Origin of the sequence: Ectobacillus panaciterrae DSM 19096, from assembly GCF_000430785.1 — a bacterium.
Classification (GTDB): domain Bacteria; phylum Bacillota; class Bacilli; order Bacillales; family Bacillaceae_G; genus Ectobacillus; species Ectobacillus panaciterrae.
Window position 1 is genome coordinate 12108 of the sequence record NZ_AUMR01000058.1, and the last position, 20944, is coordinate 33051.

Genomic DNA, 20944 nt, shown 5'->3' on the forward strand with positions numbered 1-20944 from the left:
GAACCCTGCGCTTCAGGGTTCTTTTATATATTTCTGTTCTCCTTGCTTACTTCCATTTCTGTTTTTAGCACAGGGAAGTTCACGTTATAGTAGAACGATACGACCCGCACTACGAATGTAACGAATAAACAAATATATAAAGACAATATATGAGGTACTTTATCGTAGGTGATAAGGAAGCTTATGGCTCCGAGAATAGAGGCAATGGCGTATACTTCTTTTCGAAATACGTACGGAATGTCTTTTGCAAAGATATCGCGCAGGATTCCGCCGCCGATGCCTGTGATGAGTCCCATGGAAACGACGAGAAATGGCTGATGCATGCTGTTCATGACAGCTGTATTCGCGCCCACTGTGGTGAACACGCCGAGACCCACTGCGTCTGAAAGCATGATAACATGTTGGAGTTTATTGATTCTTTCATAAAAGAAGCATGTTATAAGAGCTGTCAATACGCTGACAAAAAAGTAAATCGGCTTAATGAAAGCGACTGGAGGCAAATTGCCGATCATGATATCACGAATTATACCGCCGCCGAGCGCCGTTGCGACCGCCAAACAAATGACACCGAACCAATCTAAGCGCTTTTTCATCCCCACTAATGTTCCCGAGACTGCAGCTGCAATGATGCCGATGAAGATAAAAATATTAATTAATCCCATTTCTCAATCCCTTCCTCCATCCTATATAACAGAGAAACTATATAACAAAGCGGATGAAATAACAATGATTGGTTCGTTACATGTCAAAAATAAGGGAAAGTGTGAAAAGAAAGCGTTTGAACGTGAAAAAACGACCGTAAAAAACGGCCGTTTTCAACTATGCTTTATTCAGCGCATCTTCAACTTTTTCAAATTGCTTGTCCCATGTCGTCGTTTCAAGGAAGTGCTGCAATTCAGGCGTATACGTTTCATCCAAATGTTCATAAATCTCGTAAATCCTTTGCTTCGCTTCTTGAGCTGTTTCGCAATGATAGACGCAAGGATAGGCTCCTATGTGAGGAATGCCTGTTGAGATAGTCGGCAAGCCGAAATACAAGTATTCGTAAATTTTGATCGGATCGACCGCTTCCGAGAGCTTGCTTTTCTTGAAAGGAATGAGACCGATGTGCCACTGTCTTGCATAGGTGTGCAGTTCGCCTGGATGGACCTTCCCGTAAAAGTGCATATTCGGCTGTTCTTCAACCTTCTTCAAAATGTCCTCTGTAGCGCCGTGTCCGATTAGGTGAACGACAATGTCGTCCTGTTCGGCGAGATGAAACACAAGGTTCCAGTCAAACCAAGAAGGTGTCATATGCCCGAAATAACCGACATGGATTTTGCCGTCCGCGCCTTTTGTCTTGTTGGCGATGTTCGCATGCTTAGAAATCTTTTCATTATATCCGTTCCCTGATATGACAATATCCGCACGAATGTGCGCAAATTTCTTCTGCAGCGGTACAGATACGGCGGATACGACATCCGCGTCCCGGACGAACGCTTCTTCCGCGCTTCGCTGATACCAGGAAGCATCACCAGTTTTGAAGAATTCTTCCCATTCATCCATAATATCGTATATAACTTTGAAGCCATGCTGTTTCAATGCGGGCAATGTTGTATAGAACGCTTTGGCCGGGAAAGTGGAAATGAACAATTTCTTCTCGATGGAATCGAACATCGCCAATTCCTCCAAACTGTACAGGTAAGGATACATAGGGACTTGATACAGGTTTTGATAGGCGTACTGGAAGCTTTTTTCGTGCTGCTCTGCTATGTCATATTGCCACGTTACGTATAAAACGCCATATTCTCTTTCAGCCAAGTACTTGGCGAAATTGATCGTACGCTGGTTGTACAGCTCATCGAACTCCATGCCCGAGCTGATGATCGCAATCCCTTTAATTGCTCCGGATTGATAAGCCGTAAGCAAGCTTTCGTAAATTTCCTTCAAGCGGGGATCGGTTTCTTGGCCGCCCTTCATCAAGCTCATTTTCGTTTGCATGCGTTTTTGAATTTTACCCACCGTTGTGGATAGGCCTTGCTGCTGTATATAAGAAAAAACCTTTTTTGCATACATCCATGAAGTTTTCAGCTTTTCGTTTACGTTTGCCATAGTAGATACCTCATTTTAGTGTTAAAGATTCATCGGGCAGGAGCGCTTCCTTACTCTTCATATGTTATGCTGTTTGAGTAATCGCCCTCCTGAAAGCGGAAAGGAAAATCGCTTTTATTCCGTCTTATTATAACAGCTTTTTCAATTTATTTCTCAAACGATTTCAAAAAACTCTCGTCGTTCCTGTAAAAATTAATTATAGCTCATAGATGAAGTGTGCTATAATGTGGGAGGAATCTTGCATAATTCCGACAAATAACGGGATATTTCGTATTCATAGAACATACGCATTATATAAAAAACCCTTATATTTTGTTCACAGGATTTTAGGAGGTTATTCATGCTTAGGAAATACAATTTGGGGAATACTTTCGAAGCATTTCTGCTTTTGTTCATCATTCTCCAACCCATTCTAGATTTACTGACTTCGTTTTGCATTATTGTGTTAAAAATTAATACGACCGCCGGAATTATTGCTCGGTTGTTTGTAATGGTCCTTGGTATTTTGTATCTGTTCTTACAGGCTAGAGAGGCAAAGAACCGGAGATACTTTTTGTATATACTTGGTTTAGGAATTGTTTTGTTCATTGGCCTTATTAACAATAAAATAGTCAAAAGTCCGATTTTGCTGGGAGAAGAAGTGAAATTGGTTGCGAAGACGATGTATACATTCGTTATGCTTGGCTGCTATATTCTAGTATTTCGCGCCTTGAAACGCAAAAATGAGCTTGCACGGAACGTACAGCGTTCTATCATGTGCGCGACTTTGATTATCAATGCAGTTATGTTCATTTCCATTATAACTTCTACTGATTATAATAGCTATGACTATGTGAAGCTTGGCTCTCGCGGATGGTTTTTTGCCGCGAACGAATTAGGAACTATTCTTGCCATCAGCTTCCCGGTTGTGCTGTTATATTCCATTGAACATACAAAACGCATGAAAGACGTGTACTACTGGATTCCATCTCTTCTGTCCGTCTTTTCCTTGTTCGCAGTGGGAACAAAGGTAGGATTCGGTGCCATCATTGTTACATTGGGCGCGGCGATTGTAATGGTTTTCGTGCAGGCGATTTTGCATCGGGATCAAAAAAGCGTGCTTCTTCTAAACGGGATGATAGCAGTGATTATGTTAGCGGGAGTCGCGGTGTATACACCATTCTCTCCTATTACCAAAAATACATCCATGCACGAAACACTTCTTGCGGAACAAGTGAAGCAGCAGGAGCAAGAGCATCAGAATAAGCCGAAAGAGAACCAAGCTGCTGAGGAACCGCCGCAAGGTCAAGTGGGTGACCTTGTTTTCAGCGGCCGCGAGTTATTCCAAAATGTGCAGAAAGCACAATTTCATAAGGCTCCTGTTTTACAAAAGCTGTTTGGTATGGGATATGGAGGAAACTTTAAAAAAGAACCGAAGCTAATCGAAAGAGATTTCCACGATTTGTTTTACTCCTTCGGTTTCATAGGCTTCTTGCTCATTATGATCCCGTTTGCATACTATGGAATCAAGCTGCTGCTTGCGGTAGTCACAAGATTTAAGGAAGTGTTTACAGTGAAGTATGTGCTGCTGGCAGTAGGTTTGGTATTGGCCTTTGGGATCGCATTCATGGCCGGCCATGTACTGACAGCTCCCGCGGTAAGCATTTACCTCGTTTTATTATGGGCTTATCTACTTGTAAGTCTGGGCATAGAGTGACACGAAAAGCTAGCGTTTTGTTAGCTTTTCTTTTTCTAAGGAGGAAAAAAGATGAAGGTATTGCATATGAACGCCGGAGCGGAAGAAGGCGGCGGAAAGACGCATATTGTTTCCCTTCTTTCTCAATTTCCGAAGCAGGAGGTTGAATTGGCGGTATTTGAAGAAGGAGCAATCGCTAGGGAAGCGCGAAATCTTGGCATACGGGTGCATGTGCTTTCGCAAAGCTCCCGTTATGATATATCTATTTTGTCCAAGCTCATTCGCTTCATCAATACGGAACAATTCGATGTCGTCCATACGCACGGAGCGCGAGCGAATTTTTTCTTGTCTCTTATCAAGAGCCGCATTCACGCGAAATGGGTCACTACGATTCATAGCGACCCGACTCTTGATTTTATGAAGCGTGGTGTAAAAGGTTGGCTGTTCACAAAGCTTAACCTTCGTTCCTTTGGTAAGGTCGATTTGTTTTTTGCGATTACGGAGCGATTCAAGCGGAATCTGACGAATCTCGGTATACCCGAAGAAAAGGTTCAGGTTATTTATAATGGAATAAACTATGATAAAGAGCCGGCAGCTCCTTATAATAAAAAAGAGATGTTTGGGATTAAAGACAGCTTTACCGTTGTTCAGGTGGCGCGTCTTCATCCTGTAAAAGGCCATGAGGTATTATTTGAAGCTTTGCAAAAGGTGAAGATTCCTTCACTGAAAGTTTTGCTTGTAGGAGATGGACCGATTGAAGCGGAGCTGAAAGCGAAAGTGAAGAATCTCGGCCTATCTGACAATGTGTTGTTCTTGGGGCATCGTAAGGATGCAGATAAGCTCTATGCTTCTTCCGATTTGAGTCTGCTTACTTCTTACAGCGAAAGCTTTCCGCTCGTGCTGCTGGAATCGGCAAATCAACATGTTCCGTTTATCGCGACAGATGTGGGCGATATGCATAAGCTTATCCCAGATCCATCCTTTGGTTGGGTAATCCCGACAAAGGATTCTGATGCTTTGGCAAAGGTGTTGGAGGAAGCATACGCAAAATGGAAGAGCGGCGAGCTGAAGCAGATGGGAGAGCGCATTTATCATCATGCCTCTGCTCATTTTTCACTGCAAAAGCTATACGAAGATACGTATAAAGGATACGAAACAGTGGCAGCAAGGTAATGTCTGCAGTTTGAAACAGAAAGGATTATGTATATGACGATACAAATGGTCGATATATTAGGCGTCCCCTTTTCTTCCATGACGATGGAGGAAACCCTTTCCTATATAACAAAGCAACTGCACGATCGCGAGACGGTTTTTCATATTGTAACTGCAAACCCGGAAATCGTGATGTGCGCCAGAAAGGATCCGGGCTTTGAAAAAGTATTGAAGCAAGCGGATTTAATTACGCCGGACGGCATCGGCGTCGTAAAAGCGAGCGGACTGTTAGGTCAGCCCATCAAGGAACGTGTTGCGGGATTCGATATGATGAACCAATGGCTGGCGCAGCTTTCCGAGGCAGGAAAGCCGGTCTCCGTGTATTTGCTCGGGGCAAAGCCTCATGTAGTGGAAGGGGCGGCTCGTACAATCGCTTCTTATCCGGGAGTAACAGTCGCCGGATATCATCATGGTTACTTTAAGAAAGAAGAAGAAGCTGCGATTGTTGAGCAAATCCAAAAGGCGCAGCCTGATATCCTTCTTGTCGCGCTCGGTTTCCCAAGGCAGGAGGAATTCATCCAAGCTTATAAGCATGAGCTTCGTGCGAAGGTGGCAGTCGGTGTCGGCGGCAGCTTTGATGTGTGGGCAGGAGAAGTGAAGCGTGCGCCGAAGTGGATTCAATCCATCCATCTCGAATGGTTTTACCGATTATGCTCCAATCCGTCCCGCTGGCGCCGTCAGCTTGTATTGGCGGAGTTTTTAAAAGAAGTACTTCGTGAGCGAAAAACAGTGAAATCTTAAAGAAACGAGCAGCTCTTTACAAGGAGTTGCTCGTTTTGTATTTCAGAAGCTGGATATATAATTTATAATGGATTTACAAGATCTGGGGATTTGGAAAGGAGCAATGTTTACATTTAATTTTTAGGAAAGCGCTATATGTTGTGATATGATAAAAAGACAAGTATGTATGAAGGAGTGCCGTATACATAATATGAACAAACGAAAATCAATGGAACAGGTTGTTTATGAAACGATAAAAACGGCGATATTGGCGCGCAAAATTGCACCGGGGACGCAATTGGTGGAAACGATGATTGCAGAAAAGCTGCAGGTGAGCCGAACTCCGATTCGAAATGCAATTAAGAAGCTTCAGGAAGAGGGGCTTGTCATTATGGTTCCAAACCGCGGAGCTTTCGTTATGCAGCCGACCCGGGAAGAAATTATGCAAGCGTTTGAATTCAGGACGGAACTGGAATGTATTGCGGTGCCATATGCATTTAAGCACATTACAGAGCAAGACATTCAAGCGCTGCGGCAAATGATTGCACAAGAGATGGATGCTTATAAGGAGAAGGATATCCTAAAATATATCCGCATTAATAAAGAGTTCCATTCATTTTTAGCGCGAAAGACAAAAAACAAATTTCTCATTGAATCGGTAGAAACCCTGTTAAGGAAAATCAATATTTATCTCATTTTGTACGGTGTATTTTATTATGTGAACTTAAATGAATTAACGAACTTACAGGATCATGAGAAGATGATTGATCTTATTGAGCGCAGAGAGGCAGAACAGCTGCAACAATTGATTCGTGAGCACTTGTATACAAGTTTGCGTGATTTAGAAATCAATAAACTGCAATATCAAGAGCTTGAAGATGTTTTGTAAAAAGGCAGCTGAAAAAGCTGTCTTTTTTAATTTGCAGGAAAGCAGAGTGAAAACAATTGTACTAAAAAAGCCGTTCTATGCAGAATGCTATTGGTAGAAAGAAATGATGTAAAGGAGATTACATATGAATAAGGAAACAATGGTCTCAAATCGTAAGCTGCTTGGAATTGCGGGGCTTGGATGGCTGTTTGATGCTATGGATGTAGGTTTGCTCTCCTTTGTAATTGCAGCCTTGCAAAAGGATTGGAATTTGACCGTACAGCAGATGGGCTGGATCGGAAGCGTAAACTCTATCGGTATGGCTGTCGGAGCGCTTGTATTCGGCTTACTGGCGGATAAAGCCGGCCGAAAATTGGTATTTATCATTACATTATTGCTGTTTTCTGTCGGCAGCGGCTTATCTGCATTGGCACCAACGCTTACGGTGTTCCTCATCCTTCGCTTTTTTATCGGAATGGGGCTTGGCGGAGAATTACCGGTTGCGTCCACGCTTGTATCAGAAAGCGTAGATGCGAAGAAGCGCGGGAGAGTCGTGGTGTTGTTAGAAAGCTTTTGGGCAGGCGGATGGCTGATTGCCGCATTAATTTCTTACTTTGTTATCCCAAATTACGGCTGGCAGGCTGCAATGATTTTAAGTGCAATTCCTGCATTCTATGCTTTATATTTGCGTTGGAGCCTTCCTGATTCTCCGCGCTTTCAGCCGACTGTAAAGGAACAGTCTGTGTTTGAAAAAATCAAAACTGTTTGGTCCTCTGCCTATGCGCGTCCGACCATTATGCTTTGGGTGCTTTGGTTTTGCGTTGTATTTTCGTATTACGGCATGTTTCTATGGCTGCCAAGTGTAATGGTACTGAAGGGCTTTAGTCTTATTAAAAGCTTTAAGTATGTATTGATTATGACATTGGCGCAGCTGCCGGGTTACTTTACAGCAGCGTGGCTGATTGAAAGAGCGGGAAGAAAATTTGTTTTAATTACCTATTTGATCGGCACGGCTATAAGCGCTTATTTCTTTGGCGCAGCTAGTGCGCTGCCGACGCTTATTGCATCCGGCATTTTCTTATCCTTCTTTAACCTTGGCGCATGGGGCGCGCTGTATGCTTACACGCCAGAGCAGTACCCGACTGCAGTACGGGGAACTGGTGCAGGAATGGCAGCTTCCTTCGGGCGCGTCGGCGGTATTTTAGGCCCGTTATTTGTCGGTTACCTCGTTGCTCAAAAAACGGCAATTTCTTCTATTTTCTCTATCTTTTGTATAGCGATTATCATCGGTGCATTAGCGGTTTTCTTTTTTGGAAAAGAAACAAAACAAAAAGAATTGGCATAAAGGGAGCGGCAGCGCTCCCTTTATTAAAAAGAAAAGTATAAAATTCTGTGCTCTTTCCATGCTTCCCTTCTGTTCGCAGTATGCAATAAAAAACCAAGCTTATGTGCCTGGTGAACAGACATAGAGGGGCTACTGTACTCTGCGCCCATTTAAAAAGGATTTGACGTTTGGTTCTTATTCGTATATAAATACAAGAAAAGGTGCATTTTTTGTATGTTAGAAAAGGAATTTGTCATTTTAGGTCGAATGTATTAAGTAGTGTTGTCATCATGGAAAGGATTGGGTGGTCAGGAGATGAAAATCTTAATTGTCAGTGAAGAAGCAGAGCATCGGAATGAAATCCAGCATGCATTCAGACAAGGAGAAGTAAAAGCAGAGTTTCTAGAAGCGCAATTAGGGTTAGAAGCTATAAAGATGGCCAAGCGGCATGAACCGGATTTTTTATTTGTGGATGTTCACCTTTCAGGCGAAAGCGGATTGGAAATAGCGGAATTGTTATATCAATTAGACTTGCGAACAGAACTGATTCTTATGGGAAAAGAAGCTGCGTATGCAGTAGAGGCATTTCGTTTGCGCGCCTTTTATTATTTGCTGCAGCCGTTTCAGCAAGATGATTTGGAGTATCTTGTTTATTTAATGCAAAAAGAACATCGCAATCGGCGCAATACTCTTGGCCATAAGCTTCCCATTGAGTGTCAGGAAGGCATTTCTTATATATCTCCAAAAGAAATCGTATATGTAAGCAAAAATAAAGAAAATAAGACCGTTTCCATTTATACCACAGAAGAACATTATATCTCCACATATACGTTACAGGAGCTTGAACAAAAACTCATCGCGTATCATTTCCTTCGCGTGCACAAAAGCTATTTAATTAATTTGCTGTATGTAAAATCACTCAAGCCGTATTATAACGGTACCTATAACTTATATGTAGAACAATACAACGAACCAATCCCGGTAAGCCGCAATTATGTGAAGAGCTTGCGGCACAGATTGGAGATTTAACAGGTCATGAAATTCTTCAGACATGTTACTGCATAATAAACTCATCATAAGGGTAAGTTTATTTAATAATTCTGAAAATTTAGTATAATTCCCCTAAGAAACATTTAGGGGGGAAGCTTATTTGAAGAGTTTTAAATCTATTTTATTGTGGGGAGTCATTTCTGCGCTTGGAGCAGCTGGATTTGCTGTACTCGCATTGAATCGCGGGGAAACGATTAATGCAATTTGGCTTTTGGTAGCAGCAGTATCTGTATATGCTGTTGCGTATCGCTTCTACAGTAAATTTATCGCGCAAAAGGTATTCCAGTTGGATGATAACCGCAAAACACCTGCGGAGCTGTTAAATGACGGAAAGGATTATGTTCCGACAAACAAATGGGTATTATTCGGTCATCACTTTGCGGCAATTGCCGGTGCAGGTCCGCTTGTAGGACCGATTTTGGCAGCGCAGATGGGATATTTGCCGGGAACGATTTGGATTGTAGTTGGTGTAGTATTGGCTGGCGCGGTACAAGACTTTGTTATTCTATTTGCATCAACGCGCCGCAACGGCAAATCGCTTGGGGAAATGATTAAAGAAGAAATCGGACCTGTTACGGGCCTTATCGCAATGGTCGGCATTTTAGGAATCATGATTATTTTATTAGCGGTATTGGCCCTCGTTGTAGTAAAAGCTCTTGTGGGAAGCCCTTGGGGTATGTTCACAATCGCAGCTACAATCCCGATTGCTGTTTTTATGGGACTGTACATGCGCTATATCCGCCCGGGACGTGTAGGAGAAGCCTCTTTGATCGGCGTTGTGCTTCTTTTGCTTTCCATCATGGCCGGACAATATGTGGCGGAAGATCCAGCATTGGCAAAAATGTTTACGTTTACAGGCGAAACAATCGCTCTCATGATGATCGCATACGGCTTTATCGCCTCCGCTTTACCGGTCTGGCTGTTACTTGCGCCTCGTGATTATTTAAGCACCTTCTTGAAAGTCGGTACGATCGTGGGATTGGCACTCGGTATCCTCATCGTGGCGCCGGACCTGCAAATGCCTGCAATCTCTAAATTTGTGGACGGAACAGGCCCTGTATTCGCAGGAAACCTCTTCCCGTTCTTATTTATTACCATCGCGTGCGGTGCCGTATCGGGATTCCATGCATTGGTATCATCCGGTACAACACCGAAAATGATGGAACGCGAGCTGCATGCCCGTCCGATTGGTTATGGCGCGATGCTAGTGGAATCCTTCGTTGCGATTATGGCACTGATCGCCGCGTGCGTATTGACGCCTGGCACATACTTTGCCATTAACAGCGCTCCCGCTGTAATCGGCACTGATGCGGTACAAGCAGCCAAAACAATCGGCACCTGGGGCTTTACTGTTGCGCCGGACGACCTGAAAACACTCGCAAGCGATGTAGGGGAGCAAACGATCTTGTCCCGTACGGGCGGAGCGCCTACACTTGCGATCGGTATGGCATTCATTTTCTCTAAAGTCATCGGCGGAAAGGCTTTGATGGCGTTCTGGTATCACTTTGCGATTTTGTTCGAAGCGCTGTTTATTCTGACGACAATCGATGCGGGAACACGTGTCGGCCGCTTTATGATTCAAGATATTATGGGCAATATTTATAAGCCGCTTGGCAAAACGGATTCTACTTTATCCAACGTAATTGCGACAACTCTTTGTGTATTAGGATGGGGCTACTTCCTGTATCAAGGTGTAATCGATCCGCTCGGCGGCATCAATACATTATGGCCGTTGTTCGGTATCGCAAACCAAATGCTGGCAGGAATCGCGCTTCTTCTTGGCACAACGATTTTGTTCAAAATGGGTAAAAAAGCTTACGTATGGGTAACGCTTCTTCCGACAACGTGGATTCTCATTGTAACGATGACGGCCGGCTATCAAAAGCTGTTCCACGAAAATCCGAAGATAGGATTTCTTTCTCACGCGAAGGTATTCCAAAAGGCGTTGGACGGCGGAAAAGTGCTTGCGCCGGCGAAGAACGTGGATCAAATGAAGCAAATCATCACAAACGATTACGTGGATGCGGCATTGTGTACAGTCTTCATGCTTGTCGTATTGGCTGTATTTGTTTCGGCGGTAAGGATTTGGATAAGGGTGCTGCAAAACAAAGCTGTAGAGCTGAAGGAAGCTCCTTACGTGCCTCGTGATGAAGAGGATGTCCGCAACTATGCGTGAGCTCCTTGCGAATATTCTGAAGCACCGTCGTGAATTTATCAGCTTATTGGTTGGTGTTCCAAGTTATGAAAAATATGTGCAGCACATGAAAGAGCGTTATCCAGGAGAACCGATTTTATCGGAAAAAGCGTTTTTCGCTGATGTACAAAAAGCTAAATTTGATGCGAAAGAGGGAAAGATATCCCGCTGTTGCTGAATACAAAATCCGGTTCCCGAGGGCCGGATTTTTTGTTTTTTTATCATAAATTAGGCGAGAATACCCCCACTTCAAGCGTGTAAATGGTGTAGTGTAACGGTAAGTGGGGGAGGTTCATTTTAAATCACTAGCGTTGTATTTGTGTAATTGCAATATTCTGATATTTAAAAGGGTATAAAAAAATCCTTTATAATGGTTGTACAGGTGGTTTCCTGTCTAAATCTAAAATAAAGGATAAATCTATGGACAAGCATACACTAATTTCGTCATTTGGTAATCTTGCATCTTTTTCATTACTAAAAGATAGTTCCATCTTAAAAGATTCCATGGTTTTAGTGGGGGACAACGCAAAATCGTATGGAAAATGTTCTTCGTTTAATTGAAACGGCTGATTTGGATGGAAAGTCTTTCGCTGTATAAAAATACCAAATGGGTAGAGACCACCTTTTGAATGGTTGTTCTCTTTTTTGGATTAGTGAGCATAAAAATGTATCCTGAATAATTCGTCAATTTATGTTTACCAGTTTTATACAACGCTACTGATTTTAAATATAAGAAATATCGCAGGTGCATTTTTAGAATGAAAATTAAAAATTAAAAAGTAGAAATTATATATAAGTAAGGTATAATAAGGAAGGTGTTCAAAAATTTGTAAAATATATATTTTTTGTATTATATACAAGTGAATAAAAAACCGTCTATTTATAGCGGGGAGAGAGCATCCGGCGACGTGCAGAAGCGGTCAAACCTTTGTAGCGGTTCATGCAAGGGTAAAGCAGAGAGAAGAAGCATACCATACTCCCTTTTCGTTGCACATAGCACATGGACATATAGAAATTATAATTTTTTTATATATAGATAAGTGTATGAGATGAGAATTTTTTCTATTATTTTACAGTATCTTTTATTGCATCATAAAAATTTATATAACCGAATTTATTTATATAAATGCAATTAAAAAAATCGACATAAAAACTTTTCTTTTAGGTGGGAGAGAGCATCCGAATAAGCATAGAAGCGGTCAAACCCTTTTCGTGGTCCATGCAGGGAGAGAGAGAGAGAGCGAGCGAGCGAGCGCAGTTTCCCTTTTGTTCTACGTGGCAAACGATAGATATGTCGGAATAACAAAGTGGACTTATATAGTATACAGCGCTTTGAAAATAATAGAATATATAACATAGAGAGGCAGATTATGAAATGGTCAGGGAACTGTTTGTAAACTTAACAATTTTACTTTCTTTTATTTTTGTAGGCGGTCAAGTTGCACGAAATCAACCCCTACATCAGTCTGTATCTTACAAGGGAAAATTAATGTTAGGAATTGTGTGCGGAATTCTTGGTGTTATTTTAATTCAATTCGGCCTGCACCTTGAACATGTTTTCCTCGATTTACGGCATCTCGCTATCATCTTGGCAGCTATTTACGGAGGCCCTGTCGCTTGTATAATTACAGCTCTGATTATTGGAACCATGCGGCTTGTGTTAGTTGGCTTTTCAGATTCGGCTGTTCTTGGAGCTACCATCGCACTCATGGGCGGGCTCGGCTGTGCCGTTATCTCATATTTTTTTTCTCATCTCAAAAAGCGCTGGTTTTGGTTAAATGTATATTGTTTACTTCTTGTTTTAGCGGTTTTAATCCGTACAGGCAGCGATTTTTCTATTTCTGCTGTCTACTTGCTCATCTGTATAGCAGCCGGATATATTACCTTTATTAGTGCCAGTTATGCATATCAATCTAATGAATTATACAGAAATATGGAACGTAATGCGAAAATTGATTTTTTAACCGGTTTACAGAACGTACGGCAATTTGATGATATGTTAAATCATTATGTTGTAAAAAGTAAGGAACATAGGGAAGCTCTCTCTTTAATGCTGATAGATATTGACTATTTTAAAAAAGTAAATGATACGTACGGACATCCTGCAGGAGATGCTGTTTTAAGACAAGTCGGAAAAATTTTACAGGATAAGGCACCTTCTCCTAATCTGGCATTTCGAAAAGGCGGAGAGGAGTTTGCGATATTGCTTCCTTCGTTTACATTAACGGAAGCAGTAGATTTAGGCGAACGTATCCGAGAGGAGATTGAGAATTATACGTTTTTGCTTCCGGAAAAAGGAACGCTTACGTTGACCGTATCTGTCGGTGCTTCCGTATACAAGTTTACGCCTCATGAGTTTATAGAGGCAGCAGATACGGCTTTATATTACTCCAAACAGCACGGCAGAAATCAAGTCAATGCTATTTAAGAAGATGAATTCATGCTTGTTATGATTACACATGATTTTGAAGCGAAGCTGAAATCTTATCAATGATTAGCAGAAGCTTTTGAACTGAAGTCCTTTGCACGAGCAGAGGACTTTTATCATAAATTAGGTGAGAATACCCCCACTTCAAGCGTGTGAATGGTGTGTAACAGTAAGTGGGGGAGGTTCATATTATATATGGATAATGAATTGAACCGAGAAAAGGAGCTGAAGTGCATTTGTTCGAAGTGCAGCGGGGGAAATAGCAAGAAGGCCGAGCGAAACAGATTAGCAAGCTATTATTACTACTATAAAAAACCAAGGGAATGCTTCCTTGGTTTTTATAATAAGAAATTATAAAATTTGAGCTATGTCTAACTCCGCCGGCTAGGTGCTGCCACCTAAGAACCTCTGCCACATAAGATGAAACTTCATCCGTGGAGGTGATTTTTCCTCCATGGATGTTAGTTGAATCAATCAGGCTCTTAGCGTCCGTTTGTTCATCTTGTCTAAGCAATCCTGTTACGGACGCTTAGAGCGGGAAAAAAGCAAAAAGTGCTTTTTAGGACGGAGAATCTTAGGATCGGCACCTCGAAGGCTCCGTTTTTCTTGTTATATCGCCCAATTCCCATTACGGAAAATTGGTTCGCGTGTTCCGTCTTCTTTCACGCCGTCAATATTTATTTCTGCAGAACCAATCATGAAATCTTCGTGCGTAATGCTTGAGTTGGCGCCGTGTTCTTCCAATTGTTCTTTTGTCATTGTTTTGCCGCTTTCAAGGTTAAAGGCATAGGCATTACCGATTGCTAAGTGACAAGAGGCATTTTCATCAAACAATGTGTTGTAGAAGATAATATTCGTGTTAGAGATTGGAGAATTATGCGGAACAAGTGCAATTTCTCCAAGATAACGGGAGCCTTCGTCTGCATTCACAAGCAGGTCAAGCGTTTCTTTACCTGCTTCGGCAGTGTAGGAGATAATACGCCCGTTTTCAAATGTTAATTGGAATTTTTCAATGACGTTCCCTTTATAAGGATGCGGCTTTGTGCTTGTCACATAGCCGTTTACGCCTGTTTTTAAAGGCATGGTGAACACTTCTTCAGTCGGCATATTTGCGACGAACGGTACGCCTTTTTCATTGCGGCTGCCTCCACCTACCCAGATGTGCTTGTCCGGAAGCTCTACTGTTAAATCTGTTCCCGGAGCTTGATAATGAAGAGCCTTGTAATGCTTGCTGTTTAAGTATTGTACTTTCTTTTCTAACTCTTCATTATGTACTTTCCAAGCTTCTACAGGATTTTCTAAATCTGCGCGAGTTGCTTGAAAAATAGCATCCCAAAGCTTCTCGATGCGCTCATCCGGTGATGCGTCCGGAAACACCTTTGCAGCCCATTCTTTTGTCGGTACGGAAATGACGCTCCAGCTTACTTTATCGGAAGTGATATAGGAACGGAATGTCTGCATGGCTTGTCCGGCAGCTTTTGTCGCGTTTGCGATTCGTTCCGGTTTTACGCCTTTTAATAAATCTGGGTTTGAAGCGTAGATGGAGAGAAAAGCCGCGCCCTCTTGTCCCAATTGTTCCTTTTCCTGTGCTTTCCATGACGGGAATTCAAAGAAAGCTTCTTCCGGTGCCAAATCATATTTCAAACGCGTTAAAGCTTCGTCAACCCAATCTACGTACACATGCTTTGCACCTGCTTCATACGCTTTTTTTGCTGTAAGACGAACGAATTCTGCTGTTTCAATAGGAGCAGTAATGTATAAGGTTTGTCCTTTTTGAATATTAATCCCGACTTCAACAGCTAATTGCGCATATTTTTCTAAGTTTGATTCAAACATAGATAGGTGCCCCCTTTACTTATAGTAATTTCATTTTATACAAAAAAAGGAAGAAAAGGAACGGGAAATATGTAATTTTTAGGCTCTGTTCGATATTGATAACGTATATCGTTTTTTTGTCTGTCTTCCTCAACTGCGCCTCGTTAGTTCAACAAAAATTTTCATTTATGCCCATACTAGGTCTTCTGTCGAAACCTTTTTAGCAATTAACCCTTTTCTTCCCATATTTATAACTTCTAACTTAACCCGACCTCTATAATACTCTAAAGATTTTGTGTTTTCTACTGGGCTGTGCCATAAAATTAAAAGAGATTCAACGTCTGCTAATTTCTTTTCAGAATATTTTCCGCCATTCGGGAATTCTAATATTCCCAATCTAATTTTTATCTGCCCTCTTACATTCCCAAGCCAATCTTTGTTATGTTCATTTATCCGCTGCATAAAGCTTCTTTTAGTTTTTCCTATATAGAGCAATGTTTCTTTTCCGCCATATACTCTATAAATTGCATATATACCTTTATTTAAAGTTATTTCTCTATTATAAAAATCATCAAGACTATATGCTCCAAACCATCTAATATGTACGGTTGTCATTACCTTCACCTCATTTTTTAGGATAATTATACCATTTAAAAATCCTTTCTTTATTAAAGTAACCCGTTCCGTTAGCCATACATGCAGCAATTCGCGGCACCGCATATCATGGAAGCTGGACCGTTCTTCCATGGGAGAATAAGAGCAGTCATAGCAAGTATAAATTTTTTCAAAAGACTACCTCTTCTTTCTGTTAAATTTACCGTGAACAGCAGGAGGTTTTTCATACATAAAACAGAAAAAGAGATACATATCGTTTTTCATTATATGTAAATGAATTTTGGATTGTCTATATATTATAATGTTACAGTTTTGTTGTGTTAGATAAACTATAGAGTAGGAGGAGCTGCGATGCTTGTGCAAAAGCAATCATTTCGCCTGCAAAGCTATTGTTTAGAATGCGGTGAATCTATTCCCGTTCAGCTCGGTTATGAAGCATACGGAAAGCTGAACAAACAAAAGGATAATGTCATTTTAGTCTGCCACTACTTCAGCGCCACAAGTCATGCGGCAGGAAAATATAATGAAGACGATGAGTCTCCAGGCTGGTGGGACGGTCTGATTGGGCCGAATAAGGCTATTGATACAAATGAGTATTATGTCATATGCATGGATAACTTGAGCAATGTGCAATGGAAAAATCCAATGGTCATTACAACAGGCCCTGCTTCAATTCATCCAAAAAACGGCCAGCCGTACGGTATGAGTTTTCCTCTCTTTACGTTTCGGGATATGGTTGGGATTCAAAAAGAGCTGCTGCACATGCTTGGTATTGAGCGGTTGCACGCTGTAATCGGCCCTTCTGCGGGAGGAATGATCGCTATGCACTGGGCTGTTGCCGAACCAGAAATGGTTGCGAGGTGCATCGGGGTTATTACAAATGCGCAAAGTCCTATTATTACATCATTCAACGTTCTGCAGCACGCTATTCGTGCTATTCAGCTGGATCCGCATTGGCAGGAAGGAAATTATTACGGAAGACTAGAGCCGCTCGAGGGGCTTCATTTGGCTGCGCAAATGATGTATACCGGTGCTTTTGGACCGGAGTGGTATGAAAAGAATTTCCCGCGCAATAGTGAAGAGAGACTGCCGTACACATCTCTCTTTGCGAAAACCTCCTATGAACAAGACATGTATGACAAAGTGCTCGGCAATATTGCGTATTGTGATGCGAATCATTGGCTTTACGCATGCCGGGCCACGATGCTTCAAGATATTGCGCACGGCTTTTCTTCTTTAGAAGAAGCGCTGCAGTGTATACAGGCGAAGGTGCTGCTTATTTCTTGCTATGAAGATTTTTTACAGCCGGCCCAATACAGCGAACAAACTGTTCAAACATTACAGCATCTGGGCAAAATTGCTTCTTTTTATGGTTTTGGAAGCCCGAACGGCCATATGGCAGGCGTACTGGATACACACTTATTTGAAAAGCAGGTTAGAGACTGGTTGAAAAGCTAGGCAACCTATATACAAGTGAATAAAAAAACGTCTTTAATCTATAAAACAGAAATTGACTGACAATTATTATAGAATTATCATTATCAGTCCATTGAGCCGAAAAACCTTCTCTCTTACAATGCATAGTGTACAAAGCATTTTTAAGGGGGAAAGCCGTATGAGAAAATTCTTTATCGGTGTGATTATGTTTCTTCTGGTGGCACGCGGCATTGAATGGTACATGCAAAAAGCATCCTCAGAACCTTTAAAAGAGGAAACGCAAGTCTCGAGCGATGACGGCATGGTTCAGCTGAAAAGGTAAACAAAAACGTTTGGATGCATACTACATATACAAAAATCGATGGAAACGCTGATGAATAAATACCCTAAAGCAAAGCTGGTTATCCTAGAACACAAAAGCTGGGGAGATTACCAGCTGCTTCCGTACACTTGGGAAGTCATCGATGCTTACAACACAGCACATGCTTCTAAATAAGACAATGATGCCACTCAAAAGCTCCTGAAAATGGGGCTTTTTAGTATTTTAGTTTCCTCCATCCTAGTTTTGTAGTATATTTCTGAAAAAGCGGTATTATTTTCAAAGAGGGAACGAGATAAAAAACCGTATATTAGCTATCATGATACTTCCACTGTTTGGTTGTTCATCTGCTTCTGGTATGACGTGAAGCAAACTAAAAAGTAGGCAGTTCAACCAGAAATACCCGAGGTCGCAGAGAATACCAGCGTGCAGCTTACAAAAGAGAGACAAAATGAGCTGCATTATCATATCCCGAGTCAAAGCTTCATTTTGTCCGATGACACTCTCATGGGAACAATGGATGTAACAAGAGAGGATTATCAGCCTGGCGAAATTCGGAGCAGGACAATCGACCCGCTGCTTGCATAAGAGCCTGCTTCGCTGCCATATATAGAATTTAAAACAGGTCAGTTATCAGATGGGGGGTCTTACGAGCCAATCCATACTGCCGAAACTTTCCGGATTGATTTAGAAAACTGAACAAATTGGGGAATGTGAATATGAAACAATATCAAACCTTATATAAATTGATTCTAAGACATGGGGATCCTTCGCAATCAGGAGCCTATATTTATCTTGAAAAACCGCAAACTATCATCGGACGAGCCAATCCATTATTTGAGCCTGATTTCTCTATTTATAATCAATTTGTTTCACGCCAGCACTGTGTCATAGAAGTCTCTGATGCGATTACGATTACAGACCTAGGAAGCAAACACGGCACGGAATTGAATGATCAAAAGCTTACTCCGCATCAAGCATATCCTATTAAGGAATCAGATTGTATCACCTTAGCGAACGGACTCATCGAGCTGAAGGTGGAAAAGGATTTGGAAGAGACGATGGAACTTTCTGCTGTACTGCTTTCTTATCACCTGCATAAAGAGAGGGTGCAGCTCGATGATATTTCTCAAACTATTCATATTAACGACATTCGCATTATATTATCCCAAAAAGAATATGCGTGCTGCAAGGTGCTGGCAGAGCACTTAGGCGAATTTGTTCCGAAAGAGCACATTATTCACACAGTTTGGCCTGAGCGAAAGCTGTTTGACAGTGAGGTCTACGTAGGAACAGAAGAAATCAATTCGCTTATTTATCGTCTTAGAGCAAAAACAAAGGGTCATTTGAAAATCGAATCTATACTGAGAAAAGGTTTTAGGATGTCTAGGGATATATGAAAACTATATGTAACATTACAAAAAATGAAAACGAAGAGTTTAGCGAACTGTCCAAACATAAAAAATATATATACAAGTGAATAAAAAAACCGTTGATAGTGGGGAGAGATCATCCGGCGGCGTGCGGGAGCGGTCAAACCTTTGTAGTGGTTCATGCAAGGGTAAACCAGAGAGATACTCCCTTTTCGTTGCACATAGCACATGGACATGTCGAAATTATAATTCACTCATATATAGCTTGTGCAATAGTTTCAAGAGATTTAATGAAAACGCCCATTTTGCATCGTACGTGCTCAAAAGTACTATAAATTCATAGTATGTAGTCCCACATATTTTTTCCCTGTTGCATCAAGTCGTAAAAAGGAGGAACGAAGCTATGGATGGTTATGGTTATCCAGGTTATGGCAGAGGTGGCTACGGCTATGGCGGTTTTGCTTTAATAGTTGTACTATTCATTCTTCTTATTATTATTGGAGCTAGTTTCTCGGGCTGCTGCGGCTAAACATAAAAAACTATATGAGGTCCTTGTATCAAGCAAGGGCCTTTTGCTTTGCTTACCATTCCTTCAATATCTCAAGATGCACGATATCGCCTGCATCCAAATAGCGCGCTCTTCCCGCTATATCGACAATATGAAGCTGGTTATCGTCTTCATTATAATAGTGGACTTGCCCCGTCATGTGCAGGATGATACCGTGCTGCCGATAATCAAAATACAGATATTTGTTATGTTTCATCGCTTCGCAAATCATTATTGGAAAGGAAATGTGCTCCTTGCTCGTATATGATCTTGCCTCTCTCTTTGCATTTACCGGAAGCTCTTTCAGTTGCTCAGCTTCTTTCGGTATGAATATCCCTGCGCTCCATTTTGCCGTCCTTTGTCCCACGATTATCGCCTCTCTTTAAAACGAACGTTTGTTCTTATTTTAACGCTCCAAGAACTGCATATGCAAGAGGTAAACTGTAAAAATATAGATTTTAACGATTTTCCGAAAGAAGTCTCCCTCTCCAAGCGTGTGAAGGGCGTAGCCCAACGGTAAGGGGGAGATGAATTTCGATTAGGCGCAAGCCTAAAGAACGTTTGTTCTTGTTGTTTATTACATATTATGGTAAAATTAGCTTATCAAACAATCGTAAAGCGAGGTGAAATGATATGGCAAACAAAGCGTATAAGTTCCGAATCTACCCGACAGCTACACAATGTGTTCTTCTTGCGAAAACCTTTGGCTGTGTTCGTTTCGTCTATAACAAAATGCTTGCAGAACACAAAAAAACATACGAACAACACAAAGAGAACAAAGAAACTTTAAAGAAGCTGAAGTTTCCTACTCCTGCCAAATACAAAGATGCGTTCACATGGCTTAAGGAAGTAGACAGCCTTGCGTTGGCAAATGCTCAGTTGAATCTGCAAAAGGCGTACAAAAACTTTTTTGAGGGCAGAGCGGCATTTCCGACATACAAGAACCGGAAAGCAAGACAATCATATACAACAAACGTGGTGAACGGAAACATCATGCTTTTGGACGGCTATATCAAATTACCGAAGCTAAAACTTGTTAAAATCAAACAGCACAGAAATATTCCTGCCCACCATATCATCAAATCTTGTACGATTTCTCGTACAAAAACGGACAAGTATTATGTCTCTATTCTTACGGAATATGAGCATCAATCCGTTTCGAAAGAAGTGCAACACATTGTGGGGTTAGACTTTTCTATGAATGGCTTATTTGTAGACAGTGAAACAGGTAAGAAAGCTAATTACCCTCGTTTCTATCGGCAGGCCTTAGAAAAAC

21 protein-coding genes are annotated in these 20944 nt (G+C 41.6%); 16 read left to right on the forward strand and 5 right to left on the reverse strand.

Annotated features, from left to right (window positions below):
• Positions 1 to 23: 23 nt before the first annotated feature.
• Positions 24 to 662: a trimeric intracellular cation channel family protein gene (locus tag H540_RS0114665; RefSeq protein ID WP_028401312.1), complete on the reverse strand. Its 639-nt coding sequence runs from the start codon at positions 660 to 662 to the stop codon at positions 24 to 26.
• Positions 663 to 819: 157 nt separating this feature from the next.
• Positions 820 to 2091: a glycosyltransferase family protein gene (locus tag H540_RS0114670; RefSeq protein WP_028401313.1), complete on the reverse strand. Its 1272-nt coding sequence runs from the start codon at positions 2089 to 2091 to the stop codon at positions 820 to 822.
• A 340-nt stretch (positions 2092 to 2431) separates the two neighbouring features.
• Here H540_RS0114670 and H540_RS0114675 point away from each other — a divergent pair, with 340 nt between their 5' ends.
• The 9 genes from H540_RS0114675 (at position 2432) to H540_RS0114720 (ending at position 13562) form a co-directional block, all read left to right on the forward strand.
• On the forward strand, positions 2432 to 3787 hold the full coding sequence (locus H540_RS0114675; protein WP_028401314.1) for an O-antigen ligase family protein: 1356 nt from the start codon (positions 2432 to 2434) through the stop codon (positions 3785 to 3787).
• A gap of 51 nt (positions 3788 to 3838) precedes the next feature.
• Positions 3839 to 4939, forward strand: coding sequence for a glycosyltransferase (locus H540_RS0114680; protein WP_028401315.1), 1101 nt, complete (start codon positions 3839 to 3841; stop codon positions 4937 to 4939).
• Between the two features lie 33 nt (positions 4940 to 4972).
• Positions 4973 to 5719, forward strand: coding sequence for a WecB/TagA/CpsF family glycosyltransferase (locus H540_RS0114685; RefSeq protein WP_028401316.1), 747 nt, complete (start codon positions 4973 to 4975; stop codon positions 5717 to 5719).
• A gap of 190 nt (positions 5720 to 5909) precedes the next feature.
• Positions 5910 to 6587, forward strand: coding sequence for a GntR family transcriptional regulator (locus tag H540_RS0114690; RefSeq protein ID WP_028401317.1), 678 nt, complete (start codon positions 5910 to 5912; stop codon positions 6585 to 6587).
• A gap of 124 nt (positions 6588 to 6711) precedes the next feature.
• Complete coding sequence (locus tag H540_RS0114700) at positions 6712 to 7911, forward strand: MFS transporter (protein WP_028401318.1); 1200 nt, start codon at positions 6712 to 6714, stop codon at positions 7909 to 7911.
• 294 nt (positions 7912 to 8205) lie between these two features.
• A complete protein-coding gene (locus tag H540_RS0114705) occupies positions 8206 to 8919 on the forward strand; it encodes a LytR/AlgR family response regulator transcription factor (protein ID WP_028401319.1) in 714 nt (237 codons plus the stop codon).
• A 121-nt stretch (positions 8920 to 9040) separates the two neighbouring features.
• Positions 9041 to 11116 carry a carbon starvation CstA family protein gene (locus H540_RS0114710; protein WP_028401320.1) on the forward strand — a complete coding sequence of 692 codons (2076 nt, stop codon included), beginning with the start codon at positions 9041 to 9043 and terminating at the stop codon, positions 11114 to 11116.
• On the forward strand, positions 11109 to 11312 hold the full coding sequence (locus H540_RS0114715) for a YbdD/YjiX family protein (RefSeq protein ID WP_028401321.1): 204 nt from the start codon (positions 11109 to 11111) through the stop codon (positions 11310 to 11312). The genes H540_RS0114710 and H540_RS0114715 overlap by 8 nt, the downstream gene beginning before the upstream one ends.
• Before the next feature lie 1197 nt (positions 11313 to 12509).
• The gene (locus tag H540_RS0114720; RefSeq protein ID WP_028401322.1) at positions 12510 to 13562 is read left to right on the forward strand and encodes a GGDEF domain-containing protein; all 1053 of its coding nucleotides are present in this window, start codon (positions 12510 to 12512) and stop codon (positions 13560 to 13562) included.
• Positions 13563 to 14171: 609 nt separating this feature from the next.
• Here the strand turns inward: H540_RS0114720 and H540_RS0114725 are convergent.
• Together H540_RS0114725 and H540_RS0114730 are read right to left on the reverse strand one after the other, a co-directional pair.
• A complete protein-coding gene (locus tag H540_RS0114725; protein WP_028401323.1) occupies positions 14172 to 15398 on the reverse strand; it encodes an aminopeptidase in 1227 nt (408 codons plus the stop codon).
• A 165-nt stretch (positions 15399 to 15563) separates the two neighbouring features.
• Positions 15564 to 16001: a GIY-YIG nuclease family protein gene (locus H540_RS0114730; protein WP_028401324.1), complete on the reverse strand. Its 438-nt coding sequence runs from the start codon at positions 15999 to 16001 to the stop codon at positions 15564 to 15566.
• 342 nt (positions 16002 to 16343) lie between these two features.
• On the opposite strand from H540_RS0114730, the gene H540_RS0114735 reads away from it, so the two are divergent.
• From H540_RS0114735 to H540_RS32150, 6 genes are all read left to right on the forward strand, one after another.
• Positions 16344 to 17450, forward strand: a complete 1107-nt coding sequence (locus H540_RS0114735; RefSeq protein WP_028401325.1) for an alpha/beta fold hydrolase — start codon at positions 16344 to 16346, stop codon at positions 17448 to 17450.
• A 157-nt stretch (positions 17451 to 17607) separates the two neighbouring features.
• Positions 17608 to 17751: a hypothetical protein gene (locus H540_RS33230; protein ID WP_155891032.1), complete on the forward strand. Its 144-nt coding sequence runs from the start codon at positions 17608 to 17610 to the stop codon at positions 17749 to 17751.
• A gap of 51 nt (positions 17752 to 17802) precedes the next feature.
• The gene (locus tag H540_RS35195) at positions 17803 to 17925 is read left to right on the forward strand and encodes a hypothetical protein (RefSeq protein ID WP_425388125.1); all 123 of its coding nucleotides are present in this window, start codon (positions 17803 to 17805) and stop codon (positions 17923 to 17925) included.
• Positions 17926 to 18174: 249 nt separating this feature from the next.
• Entirely contained in the window at positions 18175 to 18336 is a 162-nt protein-coding gene (locus H540_RS33235) for a hypothetical protein (RefSeq protein WP_155891033.1), read from the forward strand.
• A 131-nt stretch (positions 18337 to 18467) separates the two neighbouring features.
• Positions 18468 to 19148, forward strand: coding sequence for an FHA domain-containing protein (locus tag H540_RS0114755; RefSeq protein ID WP_051317122.1), 681 nt, complete (start codon positions 18468 to 18470; stop codon positions 19146 to 19148).
• A 376-nt stretch (positions 19149 to 19524) separates the two neighbouring features.
• The gene (locus H540_RS32150) at positions 19525 to 19650 is read left to right on the forward strand and encodes a YjcZ family sporulation protein (protein ID WP_081415143.1); all 126 of its coding nucleotides are present in this window, start codon (positions 19525 to 19527) and stop codon (positions 19648 to 19650) included.
• A gap of 52 nt (positions 19651 to 19702) precedes the next feature.
• Here H540_RS32150 and H540_RS29780 read toward each other — a convergent pair whose 3' ends face one another.
• The gene (locus H540_RS29780; protein ID WP_034671067.1) at positions 19703 to 20035 is read right to left on the reverse strand and encodes a YolD-like family protein; all 333 of its coding nucleotides are present in this window, start codon (positions 20033 to 20035) and stop codon (positions 19703 to 19705) included.
• Positions 20036 to 20301: 266 nt separating this feature from the next.
• On the opposite strand from H540_RS29780, the gene H540_RS0114770 reads away from it, so the two are divergent.
• A partial coding sequence (locus H540_RS0114770; RefSeq protein ID WP_028401327.1) for an RNA-guided endonuclease TnpB family protein occupies positions 20302 to 20944 on the forward strand: 643 nt, incomplete at its 3' end.

Excerpts from the sequence above, each read along its gene's own strand:
- H540_RS0114665 (WP_028401312.1), bottom strand. The coding sequence starts at position 662 with ATGGGATTAATTAATATTTTTATCTTCATCGGCATCATTGCAGCTGCA.
- H540_RS0114670 (WP_028401313.1), bottom strand. The coding sequence starts at position 2,091 with ATGGCAAACGTAAACGAAAAGCTGAAAACTTCATGGATGTATGCAAAA.
- H540_RS0114675 (WP_028401314.1), top strand. The coding sequence starts at position 2,432 with ATGCTTAGGAAATACAATTTGGGGAATACTTTCGAAGCATTTCTGCTT.
- H540_RS0114680 (WP_028401315.1), top strand. The coding sequence starts at position 3,839 with ATGAAGGTATTGCATATGAACGCCGGAGCGGAAGAAGGCGGCGGAAAG.
- H540_RS0114685 (WP_028401316.1), top strand. The coding sequence starts at position 4,973 with ATGACGATACAAATGGTCGATATATTAGGCGTCCCCTTTTCTTCCATG.
- H540_RS0114690 (WP_028401317.1), top strand. The coding sequence starts at position 5,910 with ATGAACAAACGAAAATCAATGGAACAGGTTGTTTATGAAACGATAAAA.
- H540_RS0114700 (WP_028401318.1), top strand. The coding sequence starts at position 6,712 with ATGAATAAGGAAACAATGGTCTCAAATCGTAAGCTGCTTGGAATTGCG.
- H540_RS0114705 (WP_028401319.1), top strand. The coding sequence starts at position 8,206 with ATGAAAATCTTAATTGTCAGTGAAGAAGCAGAGCATCGGAATGAAATC.
- H540_RS0114715 (WP_028401321.1), top strand. The coding sequence starts at position 11,109 with ATGCGTGAGCTCCTTGCGAATATTCTGAAGCACCGTCGTGAATTTATC.
- H540_RS0114720 (WP_028401322.1), top strand. The coding sequence starts at position 12,510 with ATGGTCAGGGAACTGTTTGTAAACTTAACAATTTTACTTTCTTTTATT.
- H540_RS0114725 (WP_028401323.1), bottom strand. The coding sequence starts at position 15,398 with ATGTTTGAATCAAACTTAGAAAAATATGCGCAATTAGCTGTTGAAGTC.
- H540_RS0114735 (WP_028401325.1), top strand. The coding sequence starts at position 16,344 with ATGCTTGTGCAAAAGCAATCATTTCGCCTGCAAAGCTATTGTTTAGAA.
- H540_RS33230 (WP_155891032.1), top strand. The coding sequence starts at position 17,608 with ATGAGAAAATTCTTTATCGGTGTGATTATGTTTCTTCTGGTGGCACGC.
- H540_RS35195 (WP_425388125.1), top strand. The coding sequence starts at position 17,803 with ATGAATAAATACCCTAAAGCAAAGCTGGTTATCCTAGAACACAAAAGC.
- H540_RS0114755 (WP_051317122.1), top strand. The coding sequence starts at position 18,468 with ATGAAACAATATCAAACCTTATATAAATTGATTCTAAGACATGGGGAT.
- H540_RS32150 (WP_081415143.1), top strand. The coding sequence starts at position 19,525 with ATGGATGGTTATGGTTATCCAGGTTATGGCAGAGGTGGCTACGGCTAT.